The sequence below is a fragment of the Sphingomonas sp. 7/4-4 genome, assembly GCF_027941955.1.
Taxonomy (GTDB): Bacteria; Pseudomonadota; Alphaproteobacteria; order Sphingomonadales; family Sphingomonadaceae; genus Sphingomonas.
In genome coordinates this window covers 593,463-608,754 of sequence record NZ_CP115960.1, presented here as the reverse complement: position 1 = coordinate 608,754, position 15,292 = coordinate 593,463, and the positions used below count along the sequence as shown (strand labels likewise).

Annotated in this window: 14 protein-coding genes and 1 pseudogene; 11 read left to right on the top strand and 4 right to left on the bottom strand. The window is 65.9% G+C overall.

Going from position 1 to position 15,292, the window contains the following annotated elements:
• Window positions 1-4: 4 nt before the first annotated feature.
• From PIB19_RS03170 to PIB19_RS03160, 3 genes are read left to right on the top strand one after another with little or no spacing between them, the layout of a single operon-like run.
• A complete protein-coding gene (locus PIB19_RS03170) occupies window positions 5-997 on the top strand; it encodes an SPFH domain-containing protein (protein ID WP_271239643.1) in 993 nt (330 codons plus the stop codon).
• Window positions 994-1,449 (top strand): NfeD family protein, encoded by a 456-nt coding sequence (locus tag PIB19_RS03165; protein ID WP_271239642.1) that lies wholly within the window; start codon window positions 994-996, stop codon window positions 1,447-1,449. The genes PIB19_RS03170 and PIB19_RS03165 overlap by 4 nt, the downstream gene beginning before the upstream one ends.
• 16 nt (window positions 1,450-1,465) lie before the next feature.
• Window positions 1,466-3,286, top strand: coding sequence for a DUF885 domain-containing protein (locus PIB19_RS03160; protein ID WP_271239641.1), 1,821 nt, complete (start codon window positions 1,466-1,468; stop codon window positions 3,284-3,286).
• 397 nt (window positions 3,287-3,683) lie between these two features.
• Here PIB19_RS03160 and PIB19_RS03150 read toward each other — a convergent pair whose 3' ends face one another.
• Window positions 3,684-4,001 carry a hypothetical protein gene (locus PIB19_RS03150; protein ID WP_336297249.1) on the bottom strand — a complete coding sequence of 106 codons (318 nt, stop codon included), beginning with the start codon at window positions 3,999-4,001 and terminating at the stop codon, window positions 3,684-3,686.
• Window positions 4,002-4,173: 172 nt separating this feature from the next.
• Window positions 4,174-5,787 carry a phosphoenolpyruvate carboxykinase gene (locus PIB19_RS03145; protein WP_271239640.1) on the bottom strand — a complete coding sequence of 538 codons (1,614 nt, stop codon included), beginning with the start codon at window positions 5,785-5,787 and terminating at the stop codon, window positions 4,174-4,176.
• A gap of 179 nt (window positions 5,788-5,966) precedes the next feature.
• Between PIB19_RS03145 and PIB19_RS03140 the strand changes: the two genes are divergently transcribed.
• The 8 genes and pseudogenes from PIB19_RS03140 to PIB19_RS03105 all read left to right on the top strand — a co-directional run bounded on the left by PIB19_RS03140 (window position 5,967) and on the right by PIB19_RS03105 (window position 12,102).
• Window positions 5,967-6,677 (top strand): response regulator transcription factor, encoded by a 711-nt coding sequence (locus tag PIB19_RS03140; protein ID WP_271240897.1) that lies wholly within the window; start codon window positions 5,967-5,969, stop codon window positions 6,675-6,677.
• Window positions 6,646-8,220, top strand: coding sequence for a sensor histidine kinase (locus tag PIB19_RS03135; protein ID WP_271239639.1), 1,575 nt, complete (start codon window positions 6,646-6,648; stop codon window positions 8,218-8,220). Before PIB19_RS03140 ends, PIB19_RS03135 begins: the two co-directional genes overlap by 32 nt.
• Window positions 8,220-8,663, top strand: coding sequence for an HPr kinase/phosphorylase (locus PIB19_RS03130; RefSeq protein ID WP_271239638.1), 444 nt, complete (start codon window positions 8,220-8,222; stop codon window positions 8,661-8,663). The genes PIB19_RS03135 and PIB19_RS03130 overlap by 1 nt, the downstream gene beginning before the upstream one ends.
• 35 nt (window positions 8,664-8,698) lie before the next feature.
• A pseudogene (gene rapZ, locus PIB19_RS03125) lies at window positions 8,699-9,592 on the top strand (RNase adapter RapZ).
• A 1-nt stretch (window position 9,593) separates the two neighbouring features.
• Window positions 9,594-10,001 (top strand): PTS sugar transporter subunit IIA, encoded by a 408-nt coding sequence (locus PIB19_RS03120; protein ID WP_029934455.1) that lies wholly within the window; start codon window positions 9,594-9,596, stop codon window positions 9,999-10,001.
• Window positions 9,998-10,270: an HPr family phosphocarrier protein gene (locus tag PIB19_RS03115; protein WP_271239637.1), complete on the top strand. Its 273-nt coding sequence runs from the start codon at window positions 9,998-10,000 to the stop codon at window positions 10,268-10,270. The genes PIB19_RS03120 and PIB19_RS03115 overlap by 4 nt, the downstream gene beginning before the upstream one ends.
• A gap of 114 nt (window positions 10,271-10,384) precedes the next feature.
• Window positions 10,385-11,188: a TrmH family RNA methyltransferase gene (locus PIB19_RS03110; protein ID WP_271239636.1), complete on the top strand. Its 804-nt coding sequence runs from the start codon at window positions 10,385-10,387 to the stop codon at window positions 11,186-11,188.
• Window positions 11,189-11,403: 215 nt separating this feature from the next.
• Window positions 11,404-12,102 (top strand): META domain-containing protein, encoded by a 699-nt coding sequence (locus PIB19_RS03105; RefSeq protein ID WP_271239635.1) that lies wholly within the window; start codon window positions 11,404-11,406, stop codon window positions 12,100-12,102.
• A 117-nt stretch (window positions 12,103-12,219) separates the two neighbouring features.
• Here PIB19_RS03105 and PIB19_RS03100 read toward each other — a convergent pair whose 3' ends face one another.
• On the bottom strand, window positions 12,220-14,487 hold the full coding sequence (locus PIB19_RS03100; protein WP_271239634.1) for a TonB-dependent receptor domain-containing protein: 2,268 nt from the start codon (window positions 14,485-14,487) through the stop codon (window positions 12,220-12,222).
• Window positions 14,385-15,257 (bottom strand): TonB-dependent receptor plug domain-containing protein, encoded by an 873-nt coding sequence (locus tag PIB19_RS03095; RefSeq protein WP_271239633.1) that lies wholly within the window; start codon window positions 15,255-15,257, stop codon window positions 14,385-14,387. Before PIB19_RS03095 ends, PIB19_RS03100 begins: the two co-directional genes overlap by 103 nt.
• Window positions 15,258-15,292 lie beyond the last annotated feature (35 nt).

The following is a 15,292-nucleotide window of genomic DNA, read 5'->3' as shown; positions in this document are numbered from 1 at the left end:
GGGCATGGACGTGCTGAACATATTTCTGGTCGTGCTGGTCGCGGTGGTGCTGCTCTACCTCTTCTCCAGCGTGAAGATCGTCACTCAAGGCTATCAATATACGATAGAATATTTCGGCCGCTTCACCGCGGTCGCCTCACCCGGCCTCAATTTCTACCCCGCCTTCTTCTATCGCGTCGGCCGCAAGGTGAACATGATGGAGCAGGTGATCGACATCCCCGGCCAGGAGATCATCACCAAGGACAATGCGATGATCTCCACCGACGGCGTGGTGTTCTTCCAGGTCCTCGATGCCGCCAAGGCGGCCTATGAGGTCTCGGACCTCTATCTGGCGCTGCTCCAGCTCACGACGACGAACCTGCGCACCGTGATGGGTTCGATGGACCTCGACGAGACGCTGTCGAAGCGCGACGAGATCAATGCGCGGCTGCTCAACGTCGTCGATCACGCGACTACGCCGTGGGGTGTCAAGATCACCCGCGTCGAGATCAAGGACATCCGTCCGCCCGCCGACATCGTCAACGCGATGGGCCGCCAGATGAAGGCCGAGCGCGAGAAGCGCGCCAACATCCTCGAAGCCGAGGGCATGCGCGCGTCCGAGATCCTGCGCGCCGAGGGTCAGAAGCAGTCGCAGATCCTCGAGGCCGAGGGCCGCCGCGAAGCCGCGTTCCGCGACGCCGAGGCCCGCGAGCGCGCCGCCGAGGCGGAAGCGACTGCCACCCGCGCCGTGTCCGACGCGATCGAGAGCGGCAGCACCCAGGCGATCAACTATTTCATCGCGCAGAAATATGTCGAGGCGATCGGCAAGTTCGCGACCTCGCCCAATGCCAAGACGATCCTGTTCCCGGTGGAGGCGACCCAGCTGATGGGTACGCTGGGCGGGATCGGCGAGCTGGCGCGGGAAGCGATCAGCGGCTCCCCGCCCCGGCCATCGACACCGCCCGCTGCCCCTGGATCGCGCGCACGTCCCGCACCCTTCGGCCCGAAGGAGGATTGATCGATGGACGCACTGCTCGCCACCCCGGGCTCGCCTGGCTCATCCTCGCCGCGGTGCTCGCGATCACCGAATTGCTGATGCCGGGCATCTTCCTCGTCTTCGTCGCAGCCGGTGCGGCGCTGACCGGGGTGGTGACGCTGATCATCCCCGAATTCGCAGTGCTGTTTCAGGTCGCGGTGTTCATCCTCGCAACTTCGACGGCGGTGGCGATCGGGCGGCGCTGGTATGCGCAGAACCCGGTTGCGAGCGCCGATCCGCTGCTCAACGACCGAGTCGCGCGGCTGATCGGCGAAGTGGTGACCGTCGTCGAACCGATCGTCGCCGGAAAGGGCAAGGTCCGCGTCGGCGACGGCGAGTGGCTCGCCTCCGGGCCGGACGCACCGATCGGCACGCATGTGCGGATCGTCGGCGCGGCGGGTACGTCGCTCACCGTCGAGCCCGTGACTGCCTGATTTTCGAGGAATGACCATGCGACCCAATCGCCGCCAGCTCCTGCTCGGCACCGCCGGGACCCTTGCGGCCACTGCCCTGCCCCGTTCCGCCGGCGCGCTGTTCGCCGATGCGGACACGGCGGCCGACACGCTGCTCACGCGCACTGCCGAGGCCTTCCTCAAGCTCTATCCCGAAAACGCCACTTCGCTGGGGATCGACAAGGACAAGCGCGCGCTGCTCAAGCACCAGCTCACCGATCGATCGCCCGAGGGGCAGCGCAAGATCGTCGCGCATCTTCGCCAGACGCTCGCCGAACTGGCCAGGCTCGATGCCGCGGCACTGAGCCCGGTGATGCGGACCAATGTCGAGGTGGTGCAGGCCTCCTATGCGAACGGACTGGAGGGCTTCGGCTTCGGCTATGGCGACGTCGCGGTCGGCAGCTGGCGCAATACGCCCTATGTGGTGGCGCAGAATGTCGGCGCCTATATCGATGTCCCGCGGATGCTCGACACCGATCATCAGGTGAAGACCCGCGAGGATGCCGAGGCCTATCTCGATCGCGTCGAATCCTATGCCGATCAGCTCGACGGCGAGACCGAGCGGCTCAAGATCGCCGCCGCGAAGGGCGTGATCGCCCCCGACTTCCTGCTGGACAAGAACCTCAACCAATTGAAGCTCGCGCGCGGCGGCAACACCGCCGGCTGGGGACTGGTCACGTCGCTCGCCAATCGCACCGCCGGGATGGAAGGCGATTTCGGCAACGGCGCGTGGATGCTGGCGAACGACAAGATCGCGCCCGCGCTCGACCGGCAGATCGCCGAGCTCGAACGCCATCGCAAGCGCGCCACGCCGGACGCCGGTGTCTGGAAGTTCGCCGACGGCGAAGCCTATTATGCCTGGACGTTGCGCGCCGGCACGACCACCAGGATGACTCCTGAGGAAGTCCACCAGATGGGCCTCGACCAGCTCCGCACGATCCAGGCGGAGATGGACACGATCCTCAAGAAGGAGGGATACAGCCAGGGCAGCGTCGGCGCGCGGATGGAGGCGCTGGCCAAGGACCCGCGCTTCACTTTCCCCGAAGGCGATCCGGGTCGCGCCGAGATCATGAAGTTCCTGAACACGCGCATCGCCGACATCCGCGGGCGCATGCCGCAGGCATTCAACACGCTGGTGAAGGGCAATGTCGAGGTCCGTCGCATGCCGCCCGAGGAGGAGCCGGGCGCACCCGGCGCTTATGGCGGTCCCGGTTCGATCGACGGCACCATCCCCGGCAAGTTCTGGATCAACCTGCGCACGACGAGCCTGCACACGCGCTTCAGCCTGCCCGATCTCGCTTATCACGAGGCGATCCCCGGCCATGTCTGGCAAGGCGAATACACCTTCAAGCTCCCGCTTGTCAGGAGCCTGCTCCAGTTCAACGCCTATTCCGAAGGCTGGGCGCTCTATGCGGAGCAACTCGCCGACGAGCTCGGCGTCTATGCCGACAATCCGGCCGAGAAGCTCGGCTATCTCCAGTCGCTGGGGTTTCGCGCGTGCCGGCTGGTGGTCGATACCGGGCTGCATGCCAAGCGCTGGACGCGACAACAGGCGATCGACTGGTTCGTCACCGCCAACGGCTCATCGGTCGAGGAAGTCAGCGGCGAAGTCGACCGTTATTGTTCGTGGCCGGGACAGGCATGCGGCTACAAGGTCGGCCATAGCGAGATCAATCGCCTCCGCGACCGCGCCAAAGCGGCGCTCGGGCCGGCATACGACTTCAAGGCGTTCAACGACGCCCTTGTGCTCGGCGGCAACGTGCCGATGACGGTGCTGGGGCACGTCGTCGACCGGTACGTCGCCGCGCGGAAGGGCTGACGCCCCGGGGTTATTTTTGTTGAACAGCCCCGAAATCATGCTGCCCACGTCGTTGAGCGGATTGCCGTCGCCGTCCTTGTCGAGCGCGCCGAGGACCCCGCCCGCCTGCCCTTGAAGCAGCGACGCGAAATTGGCCAGTGCACCCTCGCCGCCGATATGACCGATGATCTCCTGGACCTTGTCGAGCGGGAGGCCCGTTGCCGAGGCGGCGCCCTCCGCGGTGTCGCCCGGCTCGGGGTGCGCCTTGGCGAGCGCGCCGACCGCGGACTCGACCTGCTCGGGCGAGAGCCCGATCTTGGTCGCGAGGTTCTTGATATCGACGTTCTGGGTAACCTGGCCGAGAATACCATCGAAAATGCTCATCGCGGATCTCCTGGGTGAACGCTGCCGCGACTCGTTAGCACATCGCTGGTAAAGGCGCACGGTCCGGTTCGACAAAGCCTCGGCGGGCCGCCACCGAGAAGAGCCGCTCGCGACTATAGAAGCCGAGTGGCCAATCGCGACGACCCACCGGCGAGACCAGCAGCGCGTTGACCCGATCGGCGAGGCCGCCTTCGGGAGGCGCGCGCAGGAACAGCCGCACGCCCGCGAGCCAGGTGCGGGTGATCGTGTCGTGATAGCCGCCTTGATCGTCGTTCACGCCGCCGACGCTCTCGTTGAAACGCGAGATGATCCCGGCGATCTCCGCGTCGACATCCACGTCGGGCCGACGCATCAGCAAATAGAGGCAGGCCGCAAGGTGCGCCTCATGCGTCCAGTCCTCCTTGGCGAGGCTGCACGCAAGCAGCCCTTCGCCGAGACGAATGACCTCGGCATCGGAGGTGAACAGGCGGGGAGAAGTCGGTCATCGATCGGGTTCCTAGAGGTCCGATCGATGACCGGGCAAGTCAGGCGGGTAGCGGGGCGCGCGGTGCCGATTGTCGCACGCTCTCGTCGACATGATCGGCGAACTGAGCGAAGTTCTCGTTGAACAGGTCGACCAGTTTCGCCGCAATGGTGTCGTATTGGGTCTTGTTCGCCCAGCTCTCGCGCGGATCGAGCACCGACGAATCCACGCCGGCGACGCTTACCGGCACCTTGAAGCCGAAATTGGGATCGATGCGGAACTCGGCATGGTTCAGGCTGCCGTCGAGCGCGGCGCCCAGCAGCGCGCGGGTAAGCTTGATCGGCATCCGCTTGATCCCGGCCTGGGTGGCCATGCCCCCTGCCCAGCCGGTATTGACCAGCCAGCAATTAACGCCGCCTCTGGCGATCCGCTCCTTGAGCAGATTGCCATATTCGGAAGGATGGCGCGGCATGAAGGCGGCGCCGAAGCAGGTCGAGAAGGTCGCCTCGGGCTCGGTCACGCCGATCTCGGTGCCGGCCACCTTGGCGGTATAGCCCGACAGGAAATGATACATCGCCTGCTCGGGCGTGAGCTTCGCGATCGGCGGCATGACTCCGAAGGCGTCGGCGGTGAGGAAGATGATGTTCTTCGGCACCGGCCCCAGATTATGGGCCGAAGTGTTCGGAATGAAGTCGATCGGATAGGCACCGCGGCTGTTCTCGGCGAGGCCCGCGTCGTCGAGATCGAGCTGGCGGCTCTCCGGGTCCATCACGACATTCTCGAGCACTGTGCCGAAGCGCTTCGTGGTCGCGAAGATCTCGGGCTCGGCCTCGGGGGAGAGGCGGATCATCTTGGCGTAGCAGCCGCCTTCGAAATTGAAGACCGCGCTGTCCGACCAGCCATGCTCGTCGTCGCCGATCAGCGTGCGGCTGGCATCGGCCGAAAGCGTCGTCTTGCCGGTGCCCGAAAGGCCGAAGAACACCGCGGTATCGCCGGCGGGGCCGATATTGGCCGAGCAATGCATCGGCATCACGCCCTTGGGCGGGAGCAGATAGTTGAGCAGGCCGAACACGCTCTTCTTCATCTCGCCGGCATAGGCCGTGCCGCCGATCAGGATCAGCTTGTCGGTCAAGTTGACGGCGATCACGGTTTCGCTGCGCGTGCCGTGGCGTTCGGGATCGGCGCGGAAGCTGGGCAAATCGATGATGGTGTATTCGGGCGCGAACCAGTCGAGCTCGCTCTCGTCGGGGCGGACGAGCATCGTGCGGATGAACAGATTGTGCCACGCGAGCTCGTTGATCACGCGGACATTGACCCGGTGCTCGGGCTGCGAGCCGCCATACAGGTCCTGGACGAACAGGGTTTCGCGCTGCGCGAGCGTGGCGAGGAAATCGGCCTTGAGCGCGGCGAAATGCTCCGGGCGCATCGGGCGATTGCTCTTGCCCCACCAGACGGTGTCTTCGGTCCCGGCGTCGCGGACGATGAACTTGTCGTTGGCCGAGCGGCCGGTGTGCTTGCCGGTGGCGACCACCAATGGTCCGTCCTTGGCGAGCTTGCCTTCGCCGCGATGGACGGCGTGCTCCACCAGGGGCGCGGTTTCGAGATTCCAGAATAGCTTAGCGCCGGTCTCGATGCCCTGGGCATCGAGACCGTGGCGCGGGGTGCGCTTGGTCACAGGTCCAACTCCTAATCGCGGGCCCCTTTCCCGAAGGCGGGGCCGCGTTATCAATGACATTGCCTTAGGCAGCGCGCGCAAAGGGCGTCAATGCGGGTAAGCGTTGTCAACCGATTGAGCCGGACGCGACTTTGCTTTAACCCGTGGGTGATGCTTCCAAGCCACGCACGCTGCCCGGCATGACCGCGACGATCGCGCTGGTCGATGACGACCGCAACATCCTGACCTCGGTCTCCATCGCGCTCCAGACCGAGGGGTTCCTCACCCGCGTCTATTCGGACGGCGAAAGCGCGTTGAAGGCGCTGATCGAGAATCCGCCCGACCTGGCCGTGCTCGACATCAAGATGCCCAAGATGGACGGGCTCGAGCTGCTGCGGCGGCTGCGCGAGAAAAGCGCGATCCCGGTGATCTTCCTCACCAGCAAGGACGACGAGCTCGACGAGGCGCTCGGCCTGGCGATGGGTGCCGACGACTATATCGCCAAGCCGTTCAGCCAGCGGCTGCTGATCGCCCGCATCCGCGCGATCCTGCGCCGCACCGAGGCAGTGCAGCCGGCCGTCGAGGGCTCCGATCCGCAGGAGCCGGCCGAGATCCTCGATCGCGGGCGGCTGACCATGGATCCGGCGCGGCACCGCGTGACCTGGGGCGGCACCAACGTGACGCTGACGGTCACCGAATTCCTGATCCTCGAGACGCTGGCGCAGCGCCCGGGCATCGTGAAGACGCGCAACCAGCTGATGGATGCCGCCTATCAGGACGACATCTATGTCGACGATCGCACCATAGACAGCCACATCAAGCGCGTGCGGCGCAAATTCCGGCAGGTCGATCCGGAGTTCGATGCTATCGAAACGCTGTATGGCGCCGGTTACCGCTTCTCGGACGAATAGCGAGCGCGACCTCGCGCTCAAATGGTCGAACCGCGTCAGCCTCACGCCGAGGATTCTGGCGGTCAACATCTTCGCGCTCGCATTGCTCGGCAGCGGCTTCTTCTATCTCGATTCCTATCGCAGCAGGATCGTCGACAGCCGGGTGGCGGAGGCACGCGGCGAGGTTCGGCTGATCGCCCAGGCCATCGCCTCGGCCACGCCCGAGCGGCGCGACCTGCTCGTACTCAGCCTCGCCCGCGACACCGGCACGCGGATCCGCCTGTTCGACGAGGACGGCAAGCTGATCACCGACAGCCACGAACTGGGGCTGCGCAACCTGGTTCTGCGCGATCCCGACAAGGACCCGTTCAACCAGTCCACTGCCCGCTTCCTCGACGCGGTGATCGACACGGTCGTGGGCACCGACCGTCCGCCGCTTTATCGGGAAAAACCGCGCGACGGCGGCATGGAATGGCCCGATGTCCGCACCGCGCGGGAGACGCATGGTACGCCCGCCACGGTGTGGCGTGCGCCCGATCGTACGCCGGTGATCACCGCCGCGGCGCCGATCACCCAGCTCGGGGTGGTGATGACCACGGTCAACGCCCGCGACATCACCCAGACGGTGCGTTCCGAGCGCTTCCGGTTGAGCGTGGTGCTCGCAATCGTCTCGCTGCTTTCGATCCTGCTCTCGCTGTTCCTTGCGCGGACGATCGTGCGGCCGCTGCGCCGCCTCGCGCGGGCCGCGGTGCGCGTCCGGCTGGGGCGCGCGCGCGAAGTGGTGGTGCCGCGATTGCCCGAGCGCAGCGACGAGATCGGCATGCTCGCCCGCGCGCTTTCGGACATGAGCCAGGCGCTTCGCGCGCGAATCGACGCGACCGAGAGCTTCGCCGCCGATGTGACGCACGAGCTCAAGAACCCGCTGGCTTCGCTGCGTTCGGCAGTGGAAGGCCTGTCCAAGGTCAAGGACCCCGAGCTGCAGGAGCAATTGCTGGCGATCGTCCGCGACGACGTTCACCGGCTGGACCGCTTGATCACCGACATCTCCGATGCGTCGCGCCTCGACGCGCAGCTCAGCCGGGCGACGTTCGAGCCGGTGGATGTCGGCGCGATGATCCAGGCGCTGCTCGACCAGCGCGAAGCCCGCGGACTCGCGAACGGCATCCGCATCGTCTTCGATCGCCGCCCGAACGCGCCGCTGATCGTGCTCGGCGAGGGCGCGCGGCTCGAACGCGTGTTCGAGAATTTGATCGAGAACGCCGTCTCCTTCTCGCCCCCGAACGGCCTGATCACGATTTCGGCCGTGTCCTACCGCGAGACTTTGGTGGTGCGGGTCGAGGACGAAGGCCCGGGCGTGCCCGAAGAAGCGCGCGACGCGATCTTCCGGCGATTCCATTCGGTCCGCCCGGAGAGTGAAGCCTTTGGTCAGCATTCCGGGCTAGGCCTTGCCATCGCACGCACCATCGTCGAAGGCCATCAGGGGAGCATTTCAGTGGAAACGAGAGAAGATCGGTTGCGCGGAGCTCGATTCGTGGTGCGCCTGCCTTTGGCGGAGCGCGACTGATGCCTGAAGCCAGGCTTCCGGAGGTCTCTTCCGAGACGGTGCACGGCGCTTGCGTGGCGATCGGCGGGCGCGCGGTGCTGATCGAGGGGCGTTCGGGCGAGGGCAAGTCCGATCTCGCCTTGCGCCTGATCGATCGCGGCGCCGCGCTGGTCGCCGACGGTCAGGTGATCTGCCAGCGCAGCGACAAGGCACTGCTCGCCAGCGCGCCGGCACATCTGGCCGGACGGATCGAAGTGCGCGGGCTGGGCATTGTCGAGATGCCCAGTGTGGAGCGCGTTCCGGTGGACCTGCTGATCGTCATCCTCGACGCCCCGCCCGCTTTCCCCGAGGATGCGCGGACGCGGCGCATTGCGGGAATCGACGTGCCGGTGCTGGCGCTGGCCGCGCTCGAGCCCTCCGCGCCGATAAAGGTGGAGTTGGCGGTCAAGCGGGCAACGCAGTGAACCGTCGCCCCAAGCATATCCTGCTCGTCACGGGCATGTCGGGCGCCGGCAAATCGACCGTGCTCAGGACGCTCGAGGATCTGGGCTGGGAAACAGTCGACAATCTGCCGCTTCTGCTGCTCAACCGCCTGCTCGATACCCCGCCCGGCGAAGGCGCCGACGGCGATGACGAGCGCCCGCTCGCGCTCGGCATCGGCACGCAGACTCGCGGTTTCGACGCCGAGAGCATCGTCCGGCGCATCAAGAAGCTGAGCGAGGACGGCCACCACGTCGGCACGCTGTTCCTCGAATGCGCCGGCGCCGAGCTCGAGCGGCGCTATTCGGAGACGCGCCGCCGCCATCCGCTGGCGCAGGATCGGCCGGCGAGCGACGGCATCGCCCGCGAGCGCGAGCTGCTCATGCCGCTCCGGCGCTGGTCCAACCGGCTGATCGACACCACCAGCCTCTCCTCCAACGAGCTGCAGCAGCAGATCCGCTCGACCTTCGCGGGCGACGGGATGGGCAAGACGGTGCTGACGATCACTTCGTTCGGATCTCGCCCGCGGATTGCCGCGCGACGCCGACCTGGTCTTCGACATGCGTTTTCTGCGCAATCCGCATTGGGTGGAGTCGCTTCGTCCCGGGACAGGACGGGACGACGAGGTCTCGGCCTATATCGCGGACGATCCCGCTTATGGACAGGCGATGGCGCAGATCGAGGCGTTGCTGCTGCTGCTGCTTCCGCGCTATCAGGCTGAGGGAAAGGCATATGTTACCGCCGCATTCGGGTGTACGGGGGCCGCCATCGCTCGGTTCACGTCGCCGAACGGATGGCGCGGCGGTTGCGCGAGGAGGGATTTTCGCCCACGGTGATGCACCGCGATTTGCAGACCGCGCCGCAGGACTCGCTGGAGGGGACCCCGGTGACCATATCAGGGGGCGGAGTTTGAGATGATTGGTTTGGTGCTCGTGACGCACGGACGACTCGCCGAAGAGTTCGTGGTCGCGATGGAACATGTGGTGGGCCAGCAGGAGCGGATCGAACCGATCTCCATCGGCCCCGACGACGATATGGAGGCCCGCCGCGCGGACATCGCCGCGGCGATCGCGCGCGTCGATGAGGGTCGCGGCGTGATCGTGCTGAGCGACCTGTTCGGCGGCACGCCCTCGAACCTTGCCATCTCGTTGATGGAGGCGGGTCGGGTCGAAGTGATCGCCGGGATCAACTTGCCGATGTTGATCCGGCTGGGCAGCGCGCGCAAGACGATGAAGGTGACCGAAGCCGTCGCCGCCGCGCGCGACGCGGGGCGCAAATACATCACCGTCGCATCCGAGGTATTGGGAGAGGCCGCCGCGTGAGCCGGGCGATCCGTACCGTGATGATCGAGAACCGCCGCGGCCTGCATGCCCGTGCCAGCATGGCGTTCGTCACGCTCGCCACCGGCCAGCCGGTCGAGCTCATCGTCGAGAAGGATGGATCGAGCGCCTCGGGCACTTCGATCCTCGATTTGATGATGCTCGGCGCCGCCAAGGGCGATTCGATCACGATCAGCGCCGAGGGCGACGGCGCGCACGAAGCCGTGCAGGCGCTGGCGGAGCTCGTCGAGGCGCGCTTCGGCGAGGAATAGCGGAGCACCCCGATCCGTTCGTGCTGAGCTTGTCGAAGCACCTTCTCGATCGATTTTCCACCAAAGAAGAAGAGCCCTTCGACAAGCTCAGGGCGAACGGGTTAAGGCTTCCCCATGCCCCGCGAGATAACCGCCTTTTCCAATCCGCTGATCAAGCGCGTCCGGCTGCTGCGCGACAAGCGGCACCGGCGCGAGGAAGGATTGTTCCTCGCAGAGGGGCTGCGCATCCTGACCGAGGCGCGCGAGGCTGGGCGGCTGCCCGAGTTCCTGTTCTTCGCCAGGGATATGGCGAGCCACCCGCTGGTGCGGGCGCTGGTCGAGGCCACCGAGGCGATGGGCGGCGAGGCGATCGAGACCAATGCCGACATCCTCTCCAAGCTGTCCGGCAAGGATAATCCGGGCGCCGTGGTGGGCGTCTATCCCGAGTTCGCGCTCGGGCTGGCCGATCTGGACCGCGCCGCCGCGCCGATCTGGCTGGTCGCCGAGCGGCTGCGCGATCCGGGCAATCTGGGCACGATCCTGCGCACCGGCGACGCGGTCGGCGCGGGCGGGCTGATCCTGATCGACGACTGCGTCGATCCCTTCTCGGTGGAAGCCGTGCGCGCGAGCATGGGGGCGCTGTTCACGGTGCCGGTCGCCAAGGCGAGCTGGGCCGAGTTCGTGCCATGGCTGCGTGCGGGGCCGGGGCAGTTGGTGGGCCTGAGCCTCGACACCGAGCACGACTATAAGGCGCCGGCCTATCAGGCGCTGACCTTCCTGCTCACCGGCAATGAGGCGCAGGGCATGCCCGACTTCATGGCCGAAGAATGCGACCTGCTGGTCAAGATCCCGATGCTCGGCAAAGCCGACAGCCTCAATGCGGCGGTCGCCACGGCAGTGATGGCATATGAGGTGCTGAGTAGGATTCGCGGCGCTTAACTTCGCACTTTGCCCGCGAATCGTGAAATTCCGTTGCGCGGAATTATAATATTCGTGCGTGGGTTTGTTGACGGGGCCGGACGATGTCAAAGAGCTGGTATGAGGCTGGCACGGCAAATCCTACATTGCCAGCATCCTGAACGGGCGCCGATCGTTACGGCCACGTGCGGTTCAGCCGCGTGGCGGCAGAAAAGCCGCGAAGAGGGAGAAATATCATGATCAAGATCGCCGCCGCCGGACTGCTGACGCTGGCCGCCCTGCCCGCCTTGGCCCAGTCGAACGCCCAGCCCTATCGCGCGCTCGGCACCGAACCGTTCTGGTCGCTGACGATCGACGGCAGTCGGATTCGCTACCAGCCCGCAGAGGGGCGCGTGGTCACCGTCGCCAAGCCGCGGCCGATCGTCGGCTTCAATGGCGAGCGCTATGTGACGCGCGGCCTGACGGTGGACATCACCCATGTCGAGTGCAGCGACGGGATGAGCGACCGGACCTTCCACGACACCGTCACGGTGACCCTGCGCGGGCGCACGCTGCGTGGCTGTGGCGGTGATGTGCTGTCCGAGCGGCCCGCGCCGAGTTCGGTGATCGAGGGCGAGTGGAGGATCCAGTCCATCGCCGGGCGCCCGCCGGTGGCACAAAGCAACCCGCGCGTGTCCTTCACCAACACGAAGATGAGCGGCAGCACCGGCTGCAACAATTTCAACGGCGGCTTCCGCTTCGAGCGCGGCCGGCTGACCGCCGGACCGCTGGCGACGACGCGGCGCGCGTGCCCGGGTACGCTCAACACGCAGGAGCAGAAACTGATCAAGCTGTTCGGCCAGCCGCTGAGCGTGAGCCGCAACCGAAACGGCAAGCTGGTGATGACTGCGCGCGGCGGCGAGACCGTGGTGCTGGCGCCGGTCCGTGGGCGCTAGGTTGAGAACCTATTCAAGCTGTTGATCTGACTAACGGGCTCGTCCTCTCTTCGTCATCCCCGCTTTCGCGGGGATGACGTTTTTTGAATATGAATCCTCAGCCTAGCGCCCGCCCCCTCACTTCAGGTTGAAGCGGATGCCGACGCGGAACTGCCGGCCGAGCATGTCCGAATAGGTGCTGTTCGAGGCGTTGCCGGTCTCGGGCACCAGCAGCGGCCAGCGGTTGAACAGGTTGGTCACGTTGAAGAACATCTCGGCCTCCGAGGTGCCGCTGACGGCGATCTTCTGCGTCAGATTGAGGTCGGCATAGAACAGCCCCGACACCTGGTTGTTGTTGTAGGTCGGGAAGTTCGTGGTCGAGACCGGGCACCCGCTGGTGCACTCGATGCCGTTCGCGACATATTTGCCCGCGCTGACGCCACGGCCGGTGACGGTCGCCGAGAAGGTCGGCGACGCATAGTTGAGGCTGCCGCGGAAGATCCAGGTCGGCGTGCTGGCCTGCCCGCCATTGGCGCCCACGGTGTTGACGGGTGCCGAGCCCGCGATGCCCGTCACCGCCAGATTCTCGATGTAGCGCGTCGCGACGCCCCGCAGCGTGATGTTGTCGCCGCCGACGGGAATGCGATAGGCCGCGTCGAAATCGATGCCGCGCACCAGCCTGCGGACATAGTTGAACGGCTGGGTGCGGATCAGCAGATAGGGTGCATTGGGCTGCGAACGTGCCGGATCGGTGGTGATCGCGTCGCAGAAGTCCTGATTGCCGTCGGCATAACAGCGATTCACGGTTTCCTGCGCGCTGATCGAGTCGATCGCATCGGCCAGGTCGATGCGGAAATAGTCGACCGATGCCGTGAAGCCGGGCAGGAAGCGCGGCGACAGCACGGCGCCGACGTTCCACGAATTGGCGACTTCCGGACGCAGGTCCGGATTGCCGGTGGTCAGGCCCGAATAGCTGTAGGTCCGCGGGCCCTTCGATCCATCCGCAACGAAGACCGGGTTGGACACCGAATCGCTGTTGGCGGTGCCGGCCTGATAGAGCTCGTTGAGGTTGGGCGCGCGGATGTCGTGCGAGCGCGTCACGCGGAAGCGGATATCCTCGATCGGCGCCCAGGTCGCCCCCAGCTTCCAGGTGGTGACATAGCCGGAGTTCGAATAGTCGGTGCCACGCACCGCACCGTTGAACTCGAGGCCCAGGCCGAGCGGAATGACGGTCTCGAGATAGGCTTCCTTGACGCTGTATTCGCCGGTGAAGGGCAGGTAGTTGCCGACCGACCAGGCATTCGCCGTGGTGGGACGGCCGTTCGAACCTATGGTGATGACCGGCTGGAACTCGGTCGGCACGCTGCCGCGGATCTTTTCCTTGCGCGCCTCGCCGCCGAACGAGACGCTGACGTCGCCCGCCCAGGTGGCGAACGGCGTGACCGCCCAGTTGGTGCCGACGACATATTGCTGCAGCGTCTGGTCGCGATACGGATCGCCCAGCACATAATCGACCGCCGCCGCGTTCGCGACGCCCACGCCGAGGCGGTTGAGCGGCACGCAGTTCGGATCGTCGTCCGCGGGGTCGGGATTGACGTTGACGAGGCACTGGATCGAGCCGACCGCATAGCCGCGCGTGTTGCCGGCAGGTGCGAATGCCGCGGCAGTGGAGTTGTTCATCCGCGCGGTGTGCATGATATTGCGCAACTGTTCGCGCACGTCCGAGCGGCCATATTGGGCATAAACGTCCCAATGCCCGACATTGCCGAACGCCTCGAAGCTGCCCTCGGCGCCAATCACGTAGCGCTGCACCTTGCGCTCATTGTCGATGCCACGGAACGGCAGGTCGGCCGCGGTGGTCGCGACGGTGACGCTGGTGACGCCGGCAAGGCGGGCCGCGCCCAGTGCCTGCAACGCATAGGCGTTGCAGGTCACCGGCACCGGCACCGCGGTGCAGCCGGTGGTGTTGTAGGTAATGCCGGTCGACAGGTTCGGACCCGCGTTGAAGAACACCTTCTGGTGGTTGTACGAGCCCTCGGCGAACAGCTCGACGCCGTCCGCCACTTCATAGCTCAGCCGGCCGAACACGCCCCAGCGGTCGTCCTTCGGCATCAGGCCGATACGGCGACCCGAATCGTTGACCTGCCAGGATCCGCCCTGGACGACGCTGGGATGCGAAGTGCCGCTCACGCGGCTGAAGGTGGGAGACTGGAGCACGCCATAATCGAAGACGTTCACGGAGCCGCCCTGACCGAAATACAGGCCGCGCAGCGCATTCACCGAGGTGCCGGCCGATGCGGTGATCAGTCCGCCGGGGGTCGAGTTCGCCGCGCCGACCTGACGCAAGGTCGTGATATAGCGCGGCGTCGTGGCATTGGCCGTCCAGTTCGGATCCTCGACCCGCACATAGCCGGTGTGGTTCCACCCGCGATCGACCGCGTTGATATCGAAGATACCGTCCTGGTGCGCCTTCTCCGCGTTGAACAGGAAGTGGCCGCGCCCCCGGCGAACGATTTGCCGCCAGAGATGCTGCCCGAATAATTGAAGCCGTCGCCATATGTGGTGACGCCGGATTCGGCAGTGACGCGCAGGCCCTCGAGCTTCTTGTTGAGCACGAAATTGACCACGCCGCCTACCGCGTCCGAACCATAAGCCGCCGAGGCGCCGCCGGTCACCACTTCGACGCGATCGACCAGCCCCTGCGGGATCGTGTTGATATCGACCCAGCCATAGATCGTCGAACCGACCGAGCGGCGGCCGTCGAGCAGGACCAGCGTGCGGCCCTCGCCGAGGTTGCGCAGGCTCAGTGCGTTGATGCCGGCCGAGCCGTTCGACAGGTTGAGGCGCGAATTGGCCGGCTTGGTCGAACCGGCGAGCTGCGGCAGCTGATTGACGAAATCGGCGATGTTGTTGGTCGGCGAGGTGTTGTTGATATCGTCGCGCGTCAGCACGGTCAGCGGCGTCGGTGCCTGGAAGCCGTCGCGGATGATGCGCGTGCCGGTGACGACCAGTTCGTCCTCGTCCGTCGCTTCGCTCTGGGCCGGGGTCTCCTGCACCGTCGCGACGCCGGACCCGGCCGTCTGCGCGGCGGCGGGCAATGCCATCAGAGAGGCCAGCGCCAGCGCGGCCATGCTCGAGAAACTTGCAAGATCCGCTTGCCGGCGTGGATTCGTCATTATGGCCCCCCTTGGGATAAATTATCGAGACCGGC